Origin of the sequence: Ideonella azotifigens (assembly GCF_021043325.1) — a bacterium.
GTDB lineage: Bacteria > Pseudomonadota > Gammaproteobacteria > Burkholderiales > Burkholderiaceae_C > Ideonella > Ideonella azotifigens.
Map to the genome: position 1 here is coordinate 117,527 of NZ_JAJNKD010000008.1, position 16,565 is coordinate 134,091.

The 16,565-nt window shown below is 63.3% G+C and carries 18 protein-coding genes; 9 read left to right on the forward strand and 9 right to left on the reverse strand.

Features of this window, described 5'->3' with window-relative positions; all coding sequences use genetic code 11:
• Window positions 1–27 precede the first annotated feature (27 nt).
• Complete coding sequence (flhA, locus tag LRH25_RS17840) at window positions 28–2,067, reverse strand: flagellar biosynthesis protein FlhA (RefSeq protein WP_375140591.1); 2,040 nt, start codon at window positions 2,065–2,067, stop codon at window positions 28–30.
• Window positions 2,068–2,468: 401 nt separating this feature from the next.
• Here flhA and LRH25_RS17845 point away from each other — a divergent pair, with 401 nt between their 5' ends.
• From LRH25_RS17845 to LRH25_RS17880, 8 genes are all read left to right on the forward strand, one after another.
• Window positions 2,469–3,521, forward strand: coding sequence for a hypothetical protein (locus LRH25_RS17845; RefSeq protein WP_231011859.1), 1,053 nt, complete (start codon window positions 2,469–2,471; stop codon window positions 3,519–3,521).
• 97 nt (window positions 3,522–3,618) lie between these two features.
• Window positions 3,619–4,449: a DUF6602 domain-containing protein gene (locus LRH25_RS17850; RefSeq protein ID WP_141288789.1), complete on the forward strand. Its 831-nt coding sequence runs from the start codon at window positions 3,619–3,621 to the stop codon at window positions 4,447–4,449.
• 167 nt (window positions 4,450–4,616) lie between these two features.
• On the forward strand, window positions 4,617–5,228 hold the full coding sequence (locus LRH25_RS17855; protein WP_141288791.1) for a DUF3806 domain-containing protein: 612 nt from the start codon (window positions 4,617–4,619) through the stop codon (window positions 5,226–5,228).
• Window positions 5,225–5,521 carry a DUF705 domain-containing protein gene (locus LRH25_RS17860; RefSeq protein WP_141288793.1) on the forward strand — a complete coding sequence of 99 codons (297 nt, stop codon included), beginning with the start codon at window positions 5,225–5,227 and terminating at the stop codon, window positions 5,519–5,521. The genes LRH25_RS17855 and LRH25_RS17860 overlap by 4 nt, the downstream gene beginning before the upstream one ends.
• 416 nt (window positions 5,522–5,937) lie before the next feature.
• Window positions 5,938–6,633: a coiled-coil domain-containing protein gene (locus LRH25_RS17865; protein ID WP_231011860.1), complete on the forward strand. Its 696-nt coding sequence runs from the start codon at window positions 5,938–5,940 to the stop codon at window positions 6,631–6,633.
• A 142-nt stretch (window positions 6,634–6,775) separates the two neighbouring features.
• Complete coding sequence (locus tag LRH25_RS17870) at window positions 6,776–7,153, forward strand: VOC family protein (protein WP_141289782.1); 378 nt, start codon at window positions 6,776–6,778, stop codon at window positions 7,151–7,153.
• 47 nt (window positions 7,154–7,200) lie between these two features.
• Complete coding sequence (locus tag LRH25_RS17875) at window positions 7,201–7,641, forward strand: hypothetical protein (RefSeq protein WP_141289783.1); 441 nt, start codon at window positions 7,201–7,203, stop codon at window positions 7,639–7,641.
• A gap of 16 nt (window positions 7,642–7,657) precedes the next feature.
• On the forward strand, window positions 7,658–8,053 hold the full coding sequence (locus LRH25_RS17880) for a GFA family protein (RefSeq protein WP_141289784.1): 396 nt from the start codon (window positions 7,658–7,660) through the stop codon (window positions 8,051–8,053).
• Here the strand turns inward: LRH25_RS17880 and flhB are convergent.
• Window positions 8,050–9,186 carry a flagellar biosynthesis protein FlhB gene (flhB, locus tag LRH25_RS17885; RefSeq protein ID WP_141289785.1) on the reverse strand — a complete coding sequence of 379 codons (1,137 nt, stop codon included), beginning with the start codon at window positions 9,184–9,186 and terminating at the stop codon, window positions 8,050–8,052. The genes LRH25_RS17880 and flhB overlap by 4 nt on opposite strands.
• Window positions 9,187–9,355: 169 nt before the next feature.
• On the opposite strand from flhB, the gene LRH25_RS17890 reads away from it, so the two are divergent.
• A complete protein-coding gene (locus LRH25_RS17890; RefSeq protein WP_141289786.1) occupies window positions 9,356–11,032 on the forward strand; it encodes an alkaline phosphatase D family protein in 1,677 nt (558 codons plus the stop codon).
• Window positions 11,033–11,054: 22 nt separating this feature from the next.
• Here LRH25_RS17890 and LRH25_RS17895 read toward each other — a convergent pair whose 3' ends face one another.
• From LRH25_RS17895 to fliM, 7 genes are all read right to left on the reverse strand, one after another.
• On the reverse strand, window positions 11,055–12,734 hold the full coding sequence (locus LRH25_RS17895; protein ID WP_231011862.1) for a response regulator: 1,680 nt from the start codon (window positions 12,732–12,734) through the stop codon (window positions 11,055–11,057).
• Between the two features lie 36 nt (window positions 12,735–12,770).
• Window positions 12,771–13,535 (reverse strand): flagellar biosynthetic protein FliR, encoded by a 765-nt coding sequence (gene fliR / locus LRH25_RS17900; protein WP_141288606.1) that lies wholly within the window; start codon window positions 13,533–13,535, stop codon window positions 12,771–12,773.
• A 107-nt stretch (window positions 13,536–13,642) separates the two neighbouring features.
• Window positions 13,643–13,915 carry a flagellar biosynthesis protein FliQ gene (gene fliQ / locus LRH25_RS17905; protein WP_141288607.1) on the reverse strand — a complete coding sequence of 91 codons (273 nt, stop codon included), beginning with the start codon at window positions 13,913–13,915 and terminating at the stop codon, window positions 13,643–13,645.
• Between the two features lie 14 nt (window positions 13,916–13,929).
• Window positions 13,930–14,703 carry a flagellar type III secretion system pore protein FliP gene (gene fliP / locus LRH25_RS17910; protein ID WP_141288608.1) on the reverse strand — a complete coding sequence of 258 codons (774 nt, stop codon included), beginning with the start codon at window positions 14,701–14,703 and terminating at the stop codon, window positions 13,930–13,932.
• Window positions 14,700–15,059: a FliO/MopB family protein gene (locus LRH25_RS17915; protein ID WP_141288609.1), complete on the reverse strand. Its 360-nt coding sequence runs from the start codon at window positions 15,057–15,059 to the stop codon at window positions 14,700–14,702. The genes fliP and LRH25_RS17915 overlap by 4 nt, the downstream gene beginning before the upstream one ends.
• A 39-nt stretch (window positions 15,060–15,098) precedes the next feature.
• Entirely contained in the window at window positions 15,099–15,542 is a 444-nt protein-coding gene (gene fliN, locus LRH25_RS17920; protein ID WP_141288610.1) for a flagellar motor switch protein FliN, read from the reverse strand.
• A complete protein-coding gene (gene fliM / locus LRH25_RS17925; RefSeq protein WP_141288611.1) occupies window positions 15,532–16,536 on the reverse strand; it encodes a flagellar motor switch protein FliM in 1,005 nt (334 codons plus the stop codon). The genes fliN and fliM overlap by 11 nt, the downstream gene beginning before the upstream one ends.
• Window positions 16,537–16,565 lie beyond the last annotated feature (29 nt).

The following is a 16,565-nucleotide window of genomic DNA, read 5'->3' on the forward strand; positions in this document are numbered from 1 at the left end:
AACTACCTTGAGCTCGGAAGAAGGAGGTCATGCGGCACCTCCGATGATCGAGCCGATGCGGATCGAATGCGTTTCCGGAATCTCGCTGTGGGCCAGCACCTTCAGGCGCGGTGCCGCCCGCTTGAGCAGGCGCGCCAGCGGTGCGCGCAGTGCGTCAGGCACCAGCAGGCAGGCCGGGTGGCCCAGGTTCTCCTGCTTCTTCGCGCTCTCCGCCGCCTGGCGGGTCAGCGTGTCGGCCACGCCCGGGTCCAGCGCAGCGCCGTGCGGCGAGTTCAGGGCCTGGGTCACCAGGCGTTCGAGTTCGGGTTCCAGCGCGATCACGTCGAGCTCCTTGGCCGGGCCGTAGATCTGCTGCACGATGGCCGGGGCCAGGTGAATGCGGATGCGGCGGGCCAGTTCGGCCGGGTCGGTCACCATGCTGGCGTGTTCGGCCAGGCATTCGACGATGGAGCGGAAATCGCGGATGTGCACGCCCTCTTCCAGCAGCAGCTGGAGGACTTTTTGCAGGGTAGCGATGCCGACCATCTTGGGGACCACGTCTTCGATGAGTTTGGGAGCGAGCTTGGTGACATGTTCGACCAGGGCCTGGGCTTCGGTTCTGCCCAGCAACTTGGCCGCATTCATTTGCATCAAGTGTGAAAGATGGGTGGCCACCACGGTCGAGCAATCAACAACCGTAAATCCAGCCATTTGGGCCTGCTCCTTCTGGCGCTCCTCTATCCACACCGCGGGCAAACCGAATGCCGGGTCCACGGTCTTGGTGCCGGGCAGCTGCGGCGCGTTGCCGCCGGGGTTGATCGCCAGGTACATGCCCGGATAGGCCTCGCCCTCGCCGATGGTGGCGCCGCGCAGCGTGACGCGGTACATGCTGGGCTTGAGGTCCAGGTTGTCGCGGATGTGCACCGAGGGCGGCAGGAAACCCACTTCCTGGGCGAACTTCTTGCGCACGCCCTTGATGCGGCCCAGCAGGTCGCCCTGGCGCGCCTTGTCGACCAGCGCGATCAGCCGGTAGCCGACTTCCAGGCCAAGGGTGTCCACCGGCTGCAGGTCGTCCCAGGTGGCCTCGGCGTTCGAGGCCGGCGCGTTGTCCACCACCGGCCGGGTCGCCTCGGTGGCTTCTTCCTTCTGGCGCTTGGTCAGCCACCAAGCGTAGTAGCCGATCAGGCTGGCCATGGCCAGGAAGACGATGTTGGGCATGCCGGGGATCAGGCCCAGCGCGCCGATGATGGCCGCCGTCAGCCCCAGCGAGCGCGGCGAGGTGAACATCTGGTTGCGGATCTGGCTGCCGGTGTCTTCACCGGAACCGACACGCGACACCACCATGGCTGCGGCGACCGAGATCAGCAGGCCCGGAATCTGCGCCACCAGCGCGTCACCCACCGCCAGCAGGATGTACGAGCTTGCCGCTTCGGAGACCGACAGGCCGTGCTGTGCGACGCCGATGATGAAGCCGCCCACGATGTTGATCACCAGGATCAGCATGCCGGCCATCGCATCGCCGCGCACGAACTTCAGCGCACCGTCCATGGAGCCGAAGAAGTCCGCTTCTTCGCTCACTTCCGAGCGCCGCTTCTTGGCTTCCTTCTCGTCGATCAGGCCGGCATTCAGGTCGGCGTCGATCGCCATCTGCTTGCCTGGCATCGCATCCAGGGTGAAGCGCGCGCCGACTTCAGCGATGCGCTCCGCGCCCTTGGTCACCACCACGAAGTTGATCACCACCAGGATCGCAAACACGATCAGGCCGACCGCGAAGTTGCCCCCGATCAGGAAGTGCCCAAACGCCTCGATCACCTTGCCCGCCGCGCCCGCGCCTGTGTGGCCCTGCACCAGCACCACCCGGGTGGACGCCACGTTCAGCGAGAGCCGCAGCAGCGTCGTGACCAGCAGCACGGTCGGGAACGCCGCAAAGTCCAGCGGCTTGATCATGTTGGCCGCCACCAGCATGACCATCAGCGACATCGCGATGTTGAAGGTGAACAGCACGTCCAGCGCAAACGGCGGCAACGGCAGCACCATCATGGACAACACCATGACGATGAACAACGGCGCCATCAGCGCCTTGATCATGGCCGTGTTCTCGCCGAAGAGGTTCTTCAGCTGAAGGGTGAGAGCGTTCATGTGGGCGTGGCTTGGGCAGCAATCAGGTGCCCCGCCATGGTGCCGCGGGAGGGCCGCGGACTTGAGCCGGATAAGAGGGGGGAAAGCGCCTGTCTTCCGCGCCGTGCCGCCATCGACCCGCATCCTTCATCCGACGCTTGGCAAGTCCAGGGCTTGCCAGCAGAATCTGTAACAGGTGCCGGTTTTGGCAGCGGATTTATGGAGTGGAGGGAGCCAACGAATGGGGAGGGGAATTCAGATGGATCAAGAACTTGCGCCTGGAGGGGTGGGGCTGTTACGCAGGCGGGCGTGGTTGAATACGGCAGTGTGGTGATGAACACAATGCGTAGGCATCGTAAATAGTCACCCATATGTCGCTTACCTTATCAAACCGACTCACGCAGGCAATGGGCTTCCGCGAATTAGCGGAAGCCGAATCAATATCGGCGTCATTTTCGAGCATCACCGTCTATGAGGCTCGAGGAATTGCTTTGGCAGAAGGCACTACGGAAGTATCTCAAGGAAGGGTCGCAGGAGTGGACTATCGGCTTGCAGTCGGGTCAAGTGTGAATTCCGCTTGCACTGCCCTTGTGGCTGACGTCTTCGTCGACAATGAAGAAGAATGGAAGAAAGAGACCAAAAGCCAGGGACCGTTCATCTTGGTGCAGATCGGCCCGACACGAGAACACAAGTGCGATACTGGCCGAATCAAGAGGGAGGATGACGGCAGTGTCACTACCTACGACTGTTTTCCGAACGTTCGAATAGAGCTTTCGCAGTTTGAGTCGAGAGCTCTTCCTCCAATAGTCTCCGGCTTGACCTGCGTACTGAATGAAGAGAATCGCTACGTAGAATTGCGCAAGCTTGAGCGTGCATCTGTCGGCCGAACGGCGAGCGGGGTTGTAGTCAATGACATCCGCATGCAGCTTCACGCTGAGCTGTACACAGCGTACAACTTACAAGGGCCGCAACTGGCTGGAAAGCTGGAGGCCGCGCGAGAAGTGACCACATCGCTAAACGCCAAGGCCGCTCGGTTCTTTGCACTGGGACTCGGCGAAAAAGATCAACTGAAACGGTTCCTCTACTTCTTCCTCGCACTTGAAGTTGAAACACACGCTGTGTATGGGCGCATTGACCACGCATCTGAGCTTTGCAAGCTCCTAAGTGACAAGGGCTCGCATGGTCAGGCCGCGACGAAGTTGCTTCAAACGCAAGTCGATAACCTAAAGAATCTTTATGACCGGTTTGTGTGGTGCGCAACATGTGTTTGGTCCAAACTGAATGACACCGACATTTCCCAGTTCAAGTTGCTCAAAGGTGCACGGGATGACATTGCGCACGGCTCAACCTCAGAACCACCGGTTGGATTTGCACGGCAAGCGGAACTCCTGGCGCGCAAGGTTCTGTGGAGCGCGAATACCTAAACGCGTTCAACGACGACAAAAATGCTTCGCTTTTCTTCGATTAACCTTGACGGAAAGCATCGATACTCACCTCTGGCTTCAGCAGATCGGAAACTAATTGAGCACGTACGGCGGCTATATAGAACGACTGTCACGCAAGGTCGAGGCTCGGTTGACCGACATAGAGGCGATCTTCAACTTCGACCTAGGTGCGGAGTTCGAAGTCGCCATGTGTGCACTACTTGAAGACATCCTCCCTGCTAGATTTGGTGTCTGCCGCGGCTTCGTGATCACCGAGGATGGGCGTGCAGCTGGAGATGATTTGATCATCTACGACAAAATGTCGTGCCCAACGTTGCGCGCCAATATTGGTCTTCAGTACTCAGTCAAGGAGCAGATTCCTGTAGATGCCGTCTACGCATATATCGAGTGCAAGCACTCGATTACGGATAGCTCAGTAGTCGAGACGGCAATTCTCCAGACTCGAAAAGTCAAAGAGCTCATGCTCACCCGTCCGAACCGGACGAATCCGGAACATGAAGAGGAAGGTCCAATCGAAGGCGGCAAAGTACGGGACTGGCCGCGCAACTATCCTCCGTTCAAGAACCAGCCCTTCTGCGCAATCTTCACAAGGACTTTTGATCCTCGGATATGCATCTCAAATCAACCCCACGCGCTCGATCCTGACCTTCTTGTCCTTGGGTCGAATCACATCGCTACGCAGTCCGTCCTACTAGGCCCCGACGGAATTAAAGGCGCACTTTTCTACGATAGCAAGTACTGGGCTGGCCTCAGAGTCGAGCCTGCAGCAGGAAATGCATTCGGCCTAGGCTTGGTCACCCTGTTGCAGGCGCTTAGCTGGATCGAACTTGTGCCAATAGACTGGGCAGAAACGTTGAACGTCACATTCGCTTCGAATTTATTTAGCAAGTCAAAATATCGAAAATAACCGAGTTTTGCATTCCAAAATTCTTACGTTGAATTATTCAAAAAACAAGAATCGCCGGGCCAAGTCTTGCACTGCGACATTGATTCCACCCGGCGCCGCAATCGTCGTACAGATCGGCCCCGCTGGAATGTTGCAATGAAAGACTTGAGACCGCCCCCTGAATTTCCATGAGCATAGTCACCGACATCCTCGACGCTTTGCGTCGCTTCGGTAAGCCAACGCAACGGTCTGCTTTGGCACGCCAGAACGCCCAACTGGAGGGGAAGACGCTATTGGCACAGAAGCGCCAATCGATTCCTTCACCCGACGGACCTGTTGAAGCATTCATCGCGACAATTGAACCTTCGCCCGAAACGATGGTGGCTTTGAGCGACGCAGAAACGGCTCCGATTTTGGAGAATGCATCATTTGCCGGCGCATTCATCAATGTCTTTCTTGGAACTTCGTCCCCTGGTTGGACCCTTCAGAACCTTGACCAGGCATTCGAGGCTTGGCTTTCTGGCAAGGACAAGCACGGCTACTCTAGCGATGCAGTCGTTGAAATTCTCGGCGCGGCATTCGGCCAATACTGCATCGAGCATTTGCACATGCAATGGATTAAACTGACCGACCAATACGGAACCACACTGGCCGTCAATGGTATAGACAGGCAATTCCGAGGTTTTCCGTATCACACCATTTCCAAACGCATCGAAAGCGGAGAGTTCGGTTTCTTTTCCCCAGTTTATGCAGCGCTGGCACATCAAGCGAGCAGCGCTACCTTGCGTACCTACACATGAACAAAATCGTCTACGTTGACATTGACGACACAATGGTTCGCTCCGTTGGCACCAAACGCATCCCCATGCCTGCCGTCATCGATCAGGTTCGTAGATTGAAGCAGGAAGGTACGACCTTGTATCTTTGGAGTTCGGGCGGCGCCGAATACTGCAGGAACACCGCCGCAGAACTGGGAATTTCGCATTGCTTTGAAGCATTCCTCGCCAAGCCGACGGTATACATTGACGACCAGCCGTTGAATGAGTGGAAGTTCTGCAAGCATCTCTATCCGGCGCAATCAACGCAGGCGTGAGTCCACTGATGAGGCGAAGGCGTTCCGCGGTGCAACGGTTGAAACTCGCATCCTGATTTTTTTGCGAAATCTTTGTCTTCGGCTGCTTGACGGGTGAAATCAGGATGGCAGTACGGCCACGGTTCAAAAATAAATGGGGTCAGAGTCAATTTATCTTGCGGAAACAGGTGAGCACGGCACGGCCGGATCCAGATAAATTGACTCTGACCCCATTTATTTTTTGTGCGCTGCGCCTGCCTTGTTTTCCTTTCCTGGTTTTGAAGCCGGCGCCGAAAGCCAAGAGTTGAGCCTGATAGTCCCGGCTTACTGATGAGTGCCGCGCGGCCGAACCAGATAGCGTGTCGGGTGCTGGCGAGCGGGTTGGCGGGCGCTTCTACGTTCTTGCCGCCGCGCGCCCCCGACTGGAACTGGACGACATGGCTGATCAGCAATCACTGGACAAAGCTCCCCACCCTTCGCCTCTCGCATACGACGACGTCGCCGCAGCCGCTCAGGGGCTGGCGGACGACGGATTGCCGGTGGATCTGCGCGCACTGCGCGAAGCCTTGGCCGGCAAGCAAAAGGAAGCCGGCCCGACGCAGGTGCTGCACCAGCACCTGAGCGCCTGGCGCGCGGCACAGGCAGAGCCGGCTGAGCCGATCAACGTGGCGCCGCCAGCGGCACTGATCACCGCGCTGGGCGACTGGGCACAGCAGCTGATGGACCAGGCCGCCGCCGGCCAACGTGACGCGCAAGCCAAGACCGAAAGTGACTTGGCCTTCCTGCTGGCATTGAGCGGCGAGGCCGAGGCCGAGCTGGCCCGGACCCGGGCCACGCTGGCCGAGCGCGAGGCCCGCATTGCGCGGCTGACCGTGGAGCTGCGCCAGGCGCGCGACATCGCGGCCGACGCGCTGGTCGGCAAGGCCAAGGACCAGCTGGCGATCCAGGGCAAGGACGCCCAGCTGGCCGACCTGCGGGCGCAGCTGGAACGTCAGGTGGCGAACACCGCGGCCGAGTCGGATGCGCGGCTGGCGGCAGAGATGGAACTGGTGGGCGCGGTCACCGCGCGCGACCACCACGCGGCCGAGCTCGCGGCGATGCGCGCCCAGCTGGACACGTTCAGCCCCGCCTGAACCTCGGACTCGGCGTGGACCGAATGGCCGCGCCATCATCCAGGCCAGCTTGCCAATGCGGCCTGCCCGCCATGTGGCCGGCCGGAGTGGCGTGGTGCAAGAATCGACCGGAGAATTCCCAGCGCCACACTTCCGGAGGCCCATGTTCGACCACGTCAAATTCGGCGCCAGCGACTACGCGGCGAGCAAGCTGTTCTACCTCAAGGCACTCGCACCATTGGGCGTGGTAGCGGGTTCAGAGGCTGAGCCTGCCTACGGCATCGAGCTTTGCCACCCGGACGGCGAGATTTCGCTGTGCCTGTTCCAGACCGACGAGAAGCCGGCGCATCTTCACCTTGCGTTCGTGGCGGAGAGTCGCCAGCAGGTGGACGCCTTCTACCGCGCAGCGCTGGAAGCCGGCGGCAAGGACAACGGCCCGCCCGGCCTGCGCCCGAAATACCACGCGAACTACTACGCGGCCTTTGTGATCGATCCAGACGGGCACAACATCGAAGCGGTTTGCCACAAGCCGGAGGCTTGATGCGTACACAACCGCTGGGCGGTCGTCGTTGAGGCGTTAAGGCAGGTATGAAGCTATCGCGAATCGCGGTCATTGCGATTGCGGTTGTATGCTGCGCCATCGGCATGCCGCTTCTCCTCTGCGGCGTTCTCATACTGTTGTTCACGGCGAGCGTTGGTGAGTTGTCAGTTGGCGCGCTGTCCGCCGCAGGCCTCTACATCGCCATTGGAAGCCTTGCGCTGACGGCAGGCATTGGCCTGTTCCAAGAACGCGCTTGGTCTCGCTGGCTTCTTCTGGCGATGACGTGCCTCGCGGGCGCCCTGCTGTTGTGGCAACTGGCGGGAACAATGGGGCTCTACCAAGAATTCAGCCGCCGCTCCAACGATGGGGGCGTCGCACCCGATCTGAATTTTTTTGTGGCTTTCTTCAGGCCTGCCTATGGTCCGCCCATCGGCGCGCTGATGTTTACCGCTTTGGCCACAGCCTTCGCATTTCGCCGGTTCCGTTGATGAGTAACACCAGACCATGACCCTCCGAACCGCATCCTGCAGCTGTGGCCAACTTCAAGCCGAGGTCACGTCAGACCCCATCGGCGTTTCGGTTTGCCATTGCCTGGCCTGCCAGCGGCGAACCGGCAGTGTCTTCGCGGCGCAGGCGCGTTTTGACGCCAGTGCCGTCACGGTGACGGGTGCCAGCAAGGAATACGTGCGGGTGGGCGACGAGGGCTCACGTGCGACGTTCAGGTTCTGCCCGGAGTGCGGCGCCACGGTGTTCTACACCGTCGAAGGCATGGAAGGCTTCGTCATCATTCCGGTCGGTGCGTTCGCCGACCCGAAGTTCCCTGGCCCGACGTTCTCGGTCTACGAGGAGCGCATGCACAGCTGGGTGAGCATGCCGCCAGACATCAGGCACATGGACTAGGGCATCTTGTTGTCCGGCGCATTGTGCGGATCCAGTTCCGGCGGCACATGCACTTCCGGCGGGGCGATGTAGCCGGGCTTGCCGCGCAGCTGGTAGACCCAGGCCAGCACCTGGGCGACGGCGGCGAACAGCGCGGCGGGCACCTCGTGGTCCAGCTCACAGTGGGCGTACAGCGCTCGCGCCAGCGGCGGGGCTTGCAGCACTGGGACCTTGGATTCGCGGGCGATGTCGCGGATCTTCAGGGCCAGCAGGTCTGCGCCCTTGGCGACCACGCGGGGTGCGCCCATCTGGGATTCGTCGTACTTCAGCGCGACGGCGTAGTGGGTCGGGTTCATGACGATCAGGTCGGCCGTTGGCACGGCGGCCAACATGCGTTTCTTGACCATCTCGCGCATGCGCGCCCGGATCTTGGCCTTGATCTCGACGTTGCCTTCCGCGTCCTTGTGTTCCTGCTTGACTTCCTCGCGGCTCATCTTGAGCTTCTCCAGCCACAGGTGGTGCTGCAAGGGCACGTCGATCAGGGCCCACACGCCCAGCACCAGCAGCAGCAGCCCGAAGCCGCCGGCAATGGTGCTGGCGAGCTGGCCTACGGCGCTGGGCAGCGGCACGGCCATCAGGCTGACCATGCCCATGAACTGGGCCTTCAGGTAGTAGTAGCCGACGCTGCCGAGCAGCAAGGCCATCACCAGCATCTTGCCGACGTCGATCAGGTGCTGCTTGGCAAACATGCGGCCCAGCCCGGAGATGGGGTTGAGCTTGCCGAAGCTGGGCTCCAGCACCTTGAAGCTCATGTTCCAGCCGCCGGACAGCACAGCCGTGAGGATGCCGACGCCGGCCATCACCAGGCCCATGGGCACGATGACCAGCAAGGCCTTCATCATCATGGCGGCAAGCTGCGCGCTCATCTGGCCGGGATCTGCCACGGTGCTGCGGTCAAAGCGCAGCGCGCTCGCCAGCATCTGCTGCAGCCAGCCCGACAGCGGCACGGCGATCGCGGCCAGCCCGGCGCCGCCTGCGGCCAGCGCGGTGAAATGACCCAGGTCCCGCGATCGGGGGACCTGGCCTTCTTCGCGGGCCTTGCTCTTCTTCTTGGAAGAAGCCGGTAAGTTGCGGTCTTGGGCGGAATCAGCCATGGTTGACCGAGATGGTGCCTCGGGCGGCGCCAGGACCTGAGCTGGAAAACAGGCTGAAAAACCACGGTGATCCGCACGGCGGGCCGTGTCAACACGCTGTCAAAACCCAGAACTACCGTGAGGCGCTCAGTTCGAGCCGGCCGTCGCCGGCCACCTCAAGGAAGTCATCATGGGACGCCCCAGCTCCGTCAAGCCCGCGCCGCAAGGCACCAGCCGCCGCGACTTTTTCAAGCGCTCCAGTTCCGCTGCCGTGGCCATCGCGGCCCTGCCCGCGCTGTCGCTGGACGCCCAGGCCGGCAGCTACAAAGGCGCCTTCCAGCACGGCGTGGCCAGCGGCGACCCACTGACCGACCGCGTCATCCTCTGGACCCGCGTGACGCCCACGCAGCCCAAGGACAAGGTCTACGCCAGCTACGTGGTCGCCCGCGACCCGGCCCTGAGCGACGTGGTCACCACCGGCCAGGTGATGACCACGCCAAGCCGTGACTTCACCGTCAAGGTCGACGTGACGGGCCTGCAGCCCGGCACCACCTACTACTACCAGTTCAGCCACCTGGACAAGCTTTCGCCCATCGGCCGCACCCGCACGCTGCCCGCCGGCAACGTGGACCAGCTGCGCCTGGCGGTGGTGAGCTGCTCGAACTACGCCTACGGCTACTTCAATGCCTACGGCCGCATTGCCGAGCGTGCCGACCTGGACGCGGTGCTGCACCTGGGCGACTACCTCTACGAATACGGCGACGGCCAGTACGGCAACCTGCGCAAGCTGCAGCCCTCGACCGAGATCCTGAGCCTGGCCGACTACCGCATGCGCCACGCCCAGTACAAGACCGACGCCGATGCGCAGGCCATGCACCGCCAGCACCCGATGATCGCCATCTGGGACGACCACGAAACCGCGAACAACGCGTGGAAGGACGGCGCCGAGAACCAGAACGCCGGCGAAGGCAGCTGGTCCGACCGCGTGGCCGCCGCGCTGCAGGCCTACTACGAGTGGATGCCGGTGCGCATGGTCGACAAGGACAACCCGCGCCGCAACAACCGCAATGTGCGCTTCGGCAACCTGGTCGACCTGTACATGCTGGAAGAGCGCGTCAACGCCCGCAGCGAACAACTGCCCGCCACCGTGCCCACCCCGCTGGGCCTGGGCTTCACGCAGACCGGCGACTTTCTCGACCCGAGCCGCACGCTGCTGGGCGACACCGAAGAACAGTGGCTGACCAAGGGCCTGCGCAAGTCCACCACCAGTTGGCGCCTGCTGGGCCAGGGCGTGATGTTCGCCCAGCTGAAGGCGCAGGGCGCGCCGAACTCCGCCGGCGGCGGCGCCTTCCTGAACCCGGACCAGTGGGACGGCTACCAGCCCCAGCGCGACCGCATCTACAAGGTGCTCAAGGGCACGACGCAACACGCCGCGGTGGGCAACGTGGTGGTGCTGACCGGCGACATCCACAGCGCCTGGGCGGCCGACCTGAGCCAGGACCCGAACAACAGCGACGTGAGCAGCGGCGGCTACAACGCCAGCACCGGCGCCGGCTCGGCAGCGGTCGAATTCGTCGGCACCTCGGTGACCTCGCCGGGCATTGACGATCCGAGCAACCAGATCGCCGGCTACCTGAAGTCGCAGAACCCGCACTTCAAGCACATCGACCTGAACCGGCGCGGCTACATGCTGCTGGACATCGATGCGAGCCGCGTGGTCTGCGAGTTCTGGAACGTGGACACCATCACGGCACCCAGCACGGTGGAAAGCCTGTCGACGACCTGGCAGGTTACCAGTGGCAGCAAGCACCTGAGCGCAGGCACGCCCACGCTGAGCCGCAGCGGCGCGCCGGTCCTGGCGCCCTGAACGGCGGCCTGGCGTCAGGCAGTCAGGCTACCAGCTTGGGTTCGGCGGCCGGGGCAGCGGCCCCGGCGCGGATGCGCAGGCCGCCGGCATCGGCATCTTCCATGCCGACGCTGGCCATGGGCGCCGGCCTAGCGCCCAGCAGGCGCGCCAGTTCTTCCAGCGCCGCGAGGTGGCGCGGCGCATCTTCCAGCTTGTCGGCATAGCGCTTGAGCACACCGCGCGCGGTGTCGACGAACTTCTGGTTCAAGGTGCTGCGGGCATGGCCCAGCAGCGCGTCCAGCGCAGCGTCGGGCCGGCCGGACACGCAATGCATCATCGAGCGCTCGACCGACTCGGCGACCTGCGCATGGCACTGCTTGATCAGCTCGCCATACGGCGCATGGGCACTGGCCGCGCCGGCCATCAGCTCGCTGACGCCCTTGGTGCCGGTGAAGCGCTGGCCAATGGCCTGGACCCAGGTTTCGGCATCGGGCAGGTTCAGCTCGGCGGCGGTCAGCTGGGCAATCGCGGTCAGCAGGTTGCAGGCGGCTTCCATGTCGAAATCCTTGGCGCGCACCTCGCTCGCCAGCCGCTTCAGCGTCTCAACCACCTGGCCGACCTGGTGCCTCAGCATCAGGTCAAACGCGCCGACGATGCCGCTCATGCGCTGCAGCCGCTTGCTTTGAGGCGCCTTTTCCAGCGCCCTGGCCAGATCCACCGAGCAGCGGCCCAGGCCTTTGCTGTCGCGCTGGCGAAAGCGCACGATGGCCAGCAGCACCACGCTCTGGAAGTCGAACAGCTTGGAGCCCTGGCCGAGGATCTGGGCCTTGTCCAGCGCCTTGGCGGCTGCCACCTGGTCACCGGCATAAAACGCCAGCATGCCCAGCTTCTGCTGGCGGCGCAGCGAGCCGGGGGTCAGGTCGCAGGCCTTCTGGTAGGTCACCATCGCTTCCTGCAGGTGGCCCTGCGCCACCTGGGTACGGCCCATCACGTCGTAGGCGTCGGCAAAGGATGGCTCATCTGCGATCAGGCTTTCGAGCGAGCGCAGCGCGGGCGTGGTCTGCTGCGCACCGAGCTGGGCGCGGGCGATGCCAAGCCGGGCCCAGGGCAGCGCCTGGTGGGCGACGACAGCGTCCAGCAGCTCGCGCGCCGCGGTGTGCATCTCCAGCCTTAGCAGCAACTCGGCGCCGAGCCTGGCGGCGTAAAGCCAGTAGGTGTCGCGATGGCGGAAGCGTTCGGTGCACAGGCGCGCGGCGGTCTCGAACTGGCCATCCTCGATCGCAACGTAGATGTCCTTCAAGACCTTCTTGCGCTGGCGCGCCTGCATCATGCGGTCGTGCAGGGCCTGGGTCGTGAAGGGCTTGAGCAGGTAGCTGTCCAGCGCCGATTCGGCCGCCTCGGCCACCTTGGCGTAGCTGCGCTCGCCGGTGACCATGATGAACACCGTGGCCCATGGCAGCAGGTTGGCCGCGCGCAACTCGTCCAGCAGCTCCTGGCCCGTCTGGGTGCGAACGCCCGCGCTGGGGGCGTTGCCGTGGAAGTCCATCTCACACAGCACCACGTCGAACTCGCGGGTCTCCAGCTGGCGCCGTGCATCGACGACGCGGCCGCTCTGCATCACCATCACCATGCCAGCGTCTCTCAGCTGGGCCGAGAGCACGCTGCGCGAGGTCGGGTTGGGGTCAATGATCAGCGCGGTGCAGTCAGCGAGCAAGGCAGCCATGGCGAAATCCTGTGCCTTGTGTGGGGTGCGTGGCGCTCAGTGGCCAAAAACCGCGAGCATTCGCTCAAGCGCGGCGACAAAAGGTGTCTGCATCATCGGCAGCATCGCCATCATCGACACAAGTCCCACGCCCATGGTGATGGGAAACCCGAGTGCGAATATGTTGGACTGCGGCGCCACGCGCGAAATCACGCCCAGCACCAGGTTCACGAACATCAGCACCGCGATCATCGGCATGGCCACCCACAGGCCCATGCTGAAGACCTGCGCGCCCCATTGCTGCGGCGCCACCTTGTGCAGGAAGGCAAACGGCTGGTCGCTGACCGGGAAGGCCTGCAGGCTCTCGACCACCGTCTCGATCACCGTCAGGTGGCCGTTGATGACGATGAACATGAAGGCCACCAGCGTGGCAAAGAAGCGGCTCGCGGCAGTGGACTGGCTGGCCATCACCGGGTCGAAGAAGCCGGCGAAGTTCATGCCCATCTGCAGCCCCGCCAATTCACCGGCGAACTCGACTGCGGCGAACACGATGCGCACCGCAAAACCCAGCGTCACGCCGATCACCAGCTGCTGGATCACCAGCATCACCGCCAGGGCCGAATCCAGCGCCACCACGGGCACGGGAGGGCCCACGCCCGAAGCACACACCGCCACCATGAAGGCCAGCGCCACGCGCACCCGCGCCGGCACCGTGCGCTGCCCGAACACCGGCAGGACCTGGAACAGTGCCAGCACCCGCAGGAACGGCCACAGCACCGGCGTGAGCCAGGCCATGACCTGGGCTTCGTTGAAGGAGATCATCCGACGGTGACGACCATGAACAAGGCTTGCCCAGCCGGCGCCGGGCCGCCCCAAGGCGGCTGGGCGCCCCCTCGGGGGGCTGGCGCGAAGCGACTGGGGGCGGACATCTAGCCACCCGCTGCGGAAGGAATCGACAACAACATCGCGCGGATGTAATCGACCAGCTGGGTCATCATCCAGGGGCCGGCCACCGCCATCACCGCGACCGCGGCGACCAGCTTGGGCACGAAGCTCAGCGTGGCTTCGTTGATCTGCGTGGCCGCCTGGAAGATGCTGACCAGCACGCCGACCACCAGCACCACCAGCAGCATCGGTGCCGATACGGTGAGCAGCATGTAGAGGCCTTGCTGGCCGATCGTGAAGACCTGGGACGGTTCCATGGTGCGGACTTTCCTTATTGGGCGAAGCTGGCGGCGAGCGAGCCCAGCAACAGGTTCCAGCCATCGGCCAGCACGAACAGCATCAGCTTGAAGGGCAGCGAGACCAGCACCGGCGACAACATCATCATCCCCAGCGACATCAGCACGCTGGCCACGATCATGTCGATGATCAGGAACGGGATGAAGATGAGAAAGCCGATCTGGAAGGCGGTTTTCAGCTCACTGGTCACGAAGGCGGGCAGCAGGACTTTCAGCGGCACGTCCTCGCCCTTGATGCCGGCGTCCAGCTTGGCCAGCTTGGCGAACAGCTCCACGTCCGACTGGCGGGTCTGCTTGAGCATGAACTCGCGCATCGGCGATTCGCCGCGCTTCAAGGCTTCGGTGAAGTCGATCTGGTTGGCCTGGTACGGTGCCCAGGCCTGCTCGTAGACCTTGTCGATGGTGGGCGACATCACGAAGAAGGTCAGGAACAGCGACAGGCCGACCACCACCTGGTTGGGCGGCGCCGACTGCGTGCCCATGGCCTGGCGCACCAGCGACAGCACGATGACGATGCGGGTGAAGCCCGTCATCAGCAGCAGCACCGCGGGCAGGAAGGACAGCGCGGTGAAGAACAGCAGCGTCTGGATGGGCACCGAGTAGCTGGTGCCACCGGCGCTCTGGCCGACCAGCAGCGGCAGGCCGGGTGCGGTCGGTGCGGCCTGGGCCATTGCGGCCCCCGGCAGCGACAGGGCGAGCGCCGCCAGCGCTGCGGTCATCGCGCAGCGTTGCAGGGTGCGGCGGGTCATGGCTGGTTCCCGTCCGGGCTGCCGGTATTGCGGCGCCAGCGGCTGATGAGCTGGCTCACCGAGTGGGCTTGCGGGTTCAGGATCTCGGCCGGCACTTCGTCCGGCGCGTCCAGCGTGGTCAGCGTGGTGATGCGGTCCGGGCTCACGCCCACGACCAGCCAGCGGGCATTCGCGCCCTGCATCAGCTCGACCACCACCACGCGCTGAGACGGCGACAGCGACAGGCTGCCAACGTTGCGCAACAGCCCGGGCGTGCCGGCGCCGCCGATGCCGGAACGGCGCATCAGCCACAAAGCCAGCGGGATCATGGCCACGACCGCACCAAAGGCGATCAGCGGCATCAGCGAAGAAGTCATTCCGGCGTTCCTTGGGGACAGCGACTGGGTGGGTGAAATTCAGAGGCGGCTCAGGCGGCGCATGCGCTCGCTGGGCGTGACGATGTCGGTCAGGCGAATGCCGAACTTGTCGTTGACGACCACCACCTCGCCCTGGGCGATCAGGAAGCCGTTGACCAGCACGTCCATCGGTTCGCCGGCCAGCGCTTCGAGCTCGACCACCGAGCCCTGCGCCAGCTGCAGGATGTTCTTGATCGGGATGCGGGTGCGGCCAAGTTCAACCGTGAGCTGGACGGGGATGTCCAGGATCATGTTGATGTCGTTGCCGGCGCCGGAGGTGGCGGCGGTCGGCGAGAAGTTGGCGAACGAGGCGGGTGCGACCTGTTCGGCCGCGACCTGCTCGGCCACCTCGCCACCGGAGGATCCCTTGGACTCGGCCAGGGCCGCAGCCCAGGCGTCGGCCATGTCGTCCTGGGCGTCGTCGGGTGCTTGATCAGCTGACATTCGTATCTCCCAACCAGCCGAAGTTCGGGCTGGTCAACATGCGATCGATCTTGATGGCGTAGTGGCCATCGGAGGTGCCGTAGTGGCAGTCGAACACCGGGACGCCGTCGATCTTGGCCTGGATCAGCGGCTCAAGATCGAGCTCGATGAAGTCGCCAGGCTTGAGCGACAGCAGTTGTTCGACGGTGGCCGGCGCGGTACCCAGCTCGGCCACCAGGTCCACGTTGGCCGACTGGATCTGTTCCTTCAGCAGGTTGACCCAGCGGTGGTCCGGCTCCACCGAGTCGCCCTGCATCGACGAATACAGCACGTCGCGAATGGGCTCCAGCGTGGAGTACGGAATGCAGAAGTGCACCGAGCCGGAGGTCTCGCCAAGCTCCAGCGAAAACGAGGTGCAGACGACGATCTCGCTGGGCGTGGCCACGTTGGCGAACTGCGGCTGCATTTCCGAGCGCTGGTAGTCCAGCTCCAGCGGATAGATGCCGCGCCAGGCACGCTTGTATTCCTCGGTGATGCAGCCGACCAGGCGTTCGATCACGCGCTGCTCGGTGGCCGAAAAGTCGCGGCCTTCGATGCGGGTGTGGAACTTGCCCACGCCGCCAAACAGCGCGTCGATCACCGCGAACACGATGCTGGGGTCGCAGACGATCAGGCCCGAGCCGCGCAGCGGGCGCACCTGCACGATGTTGAAGTTGGTGGGCACCACGATCTCGCGCAGGAAGGCGCTGTACTTCTGCACCTTGATGCCGCCGATCGAGACTTCCGGGCTCTTGCGGATCATGTTGAACAGCCCCACGCGGATGTTGCGCGCAAAGCGTTCGTTGATGATCTCCATGGTCGGCATGCGACCACGGACGATGCGTTCCTGGCTGGCCAGGTCGTAGTTGCGAATGCCGCCAGTGGGCGCTTCTTCCTGCTCGAGCTTCTGGCTCTCGCCGGTGATGCCCTGCAGCAGCGCGTCGACTTCGTCCTGCGAGAGGATTTGCTGGTTCACGGATGAGATCCTGCGACCGGGCGTGTCGG

Bases quoted from the DNA above. Each gene is read 5' to 3' on its own strand.
- LRH25_RS17870 (WP_141289782.1), top strand. From the start codon at position 6,776: ATGTTCGACCACGTCAAATTCGGCGCCAGCGACTACGCGGCGAGCAAG.
- fliN (WP_141288610.1), bottom strand. From the start codon at position 15,542: ATGTCAGCTGATCAAGCACCCGACGACGCCCAGGACGACATGGCCGAC.
- LRH25_RS17915 (WP_141288609.1), bottom strand. From the start codon at position 15,059: ATGACTTCTTCGCTGATGCCGCTGATCGCCTTTGGTGCGGTCGTGGCC.
- LRH25_RS17880 (WP_141289784.1), top strand. From the start codon at position 7,658: ATGACCCTCCGAACCGCATCCTGCAGCTGTGGCCAACTTCAAGCCGAG.
- fliR (WP_141288606.1), bottom strand. From the start codon at position 13,535: ATGATCTCCTTCAACGAAGCCCAGGTCATGGCCTGGCTCACGCCGGTG.
- LRH25_RS17855 (WP_141288791.1), top strand. From the start codon at position 4,617: ATGAGCATAGTCACCGACATCCTCGACGCTTTGCGTCGCTTCGGTAAG.
- fliP (WP_141288608.1), bottom strand. From the start codon at position 14,703: ATGACCCGCCGCACCCTGCAACGCTGCGCGATGACCGCAGCGCTGGCG.
- flhB (WP_141289785.1), bottom strand. From the start codon at position 9,186: ATGGCTGATTCCGCCCAAGACCGCAACTTACCGGCTTCTTCCAAGAAG.
- LRH25_RS17890 (WP_141289786.1), top strand. From the start codon at position 9,356: ATGGGACGCCCCAGCTCCGTCAAGCCCGCGCCGCAAGGCACCAGCCGC.
- LRH25_RS17895 (WP_231011862.1), bottom strand. From the start codon at position 12,734: ATGGCTGCCTTGCTCGCTGACTGCACCGCGCTGATCATTGACCCCAAC.
- LRH25_RS17875 (WP_141289783.1), top strand. From the start codon at position 7,201: ATGAAGCTATCGCGAATCGCGGTCATTGCGATTGCGGTTGTATGCTGC.
- LRH25_RS17865 (WP_231011860.1), top strand. From the start codon at position 5,938: ATGGCTGATCAGCAATCACTGGACAAAGCTCCCCACCCTTCGCCTCTC.
- fliQ (WP_141288607.1), bottom strand. From the start codon at position 13,915: ATGGAACCGTCCCAGGTCTTCACGATCGGCCAGCAAGGCCTCTACATG.
- LRH25_RS17860 (WP_141288793.1), top strand. From the start codon at position 5,225: ATGAACAAAATCGTCTACGTTGACATTGACGACACAATGGTTCGCTCC.
- LRH25_RS17845 (WP_231011859.1), top strand. From the start codon at position 2,469: ATGTCGCTTACCTTATCAAACCGACTCACGCAGGCAATGGGCTTCCGC.
- flhA (WP_375140591.1), bottom strand. From the start codon at position 2,067: ATGATCAAGGCGCTGATGGCGCCGTTGTTCATCGTCATGGTGTTGTCC.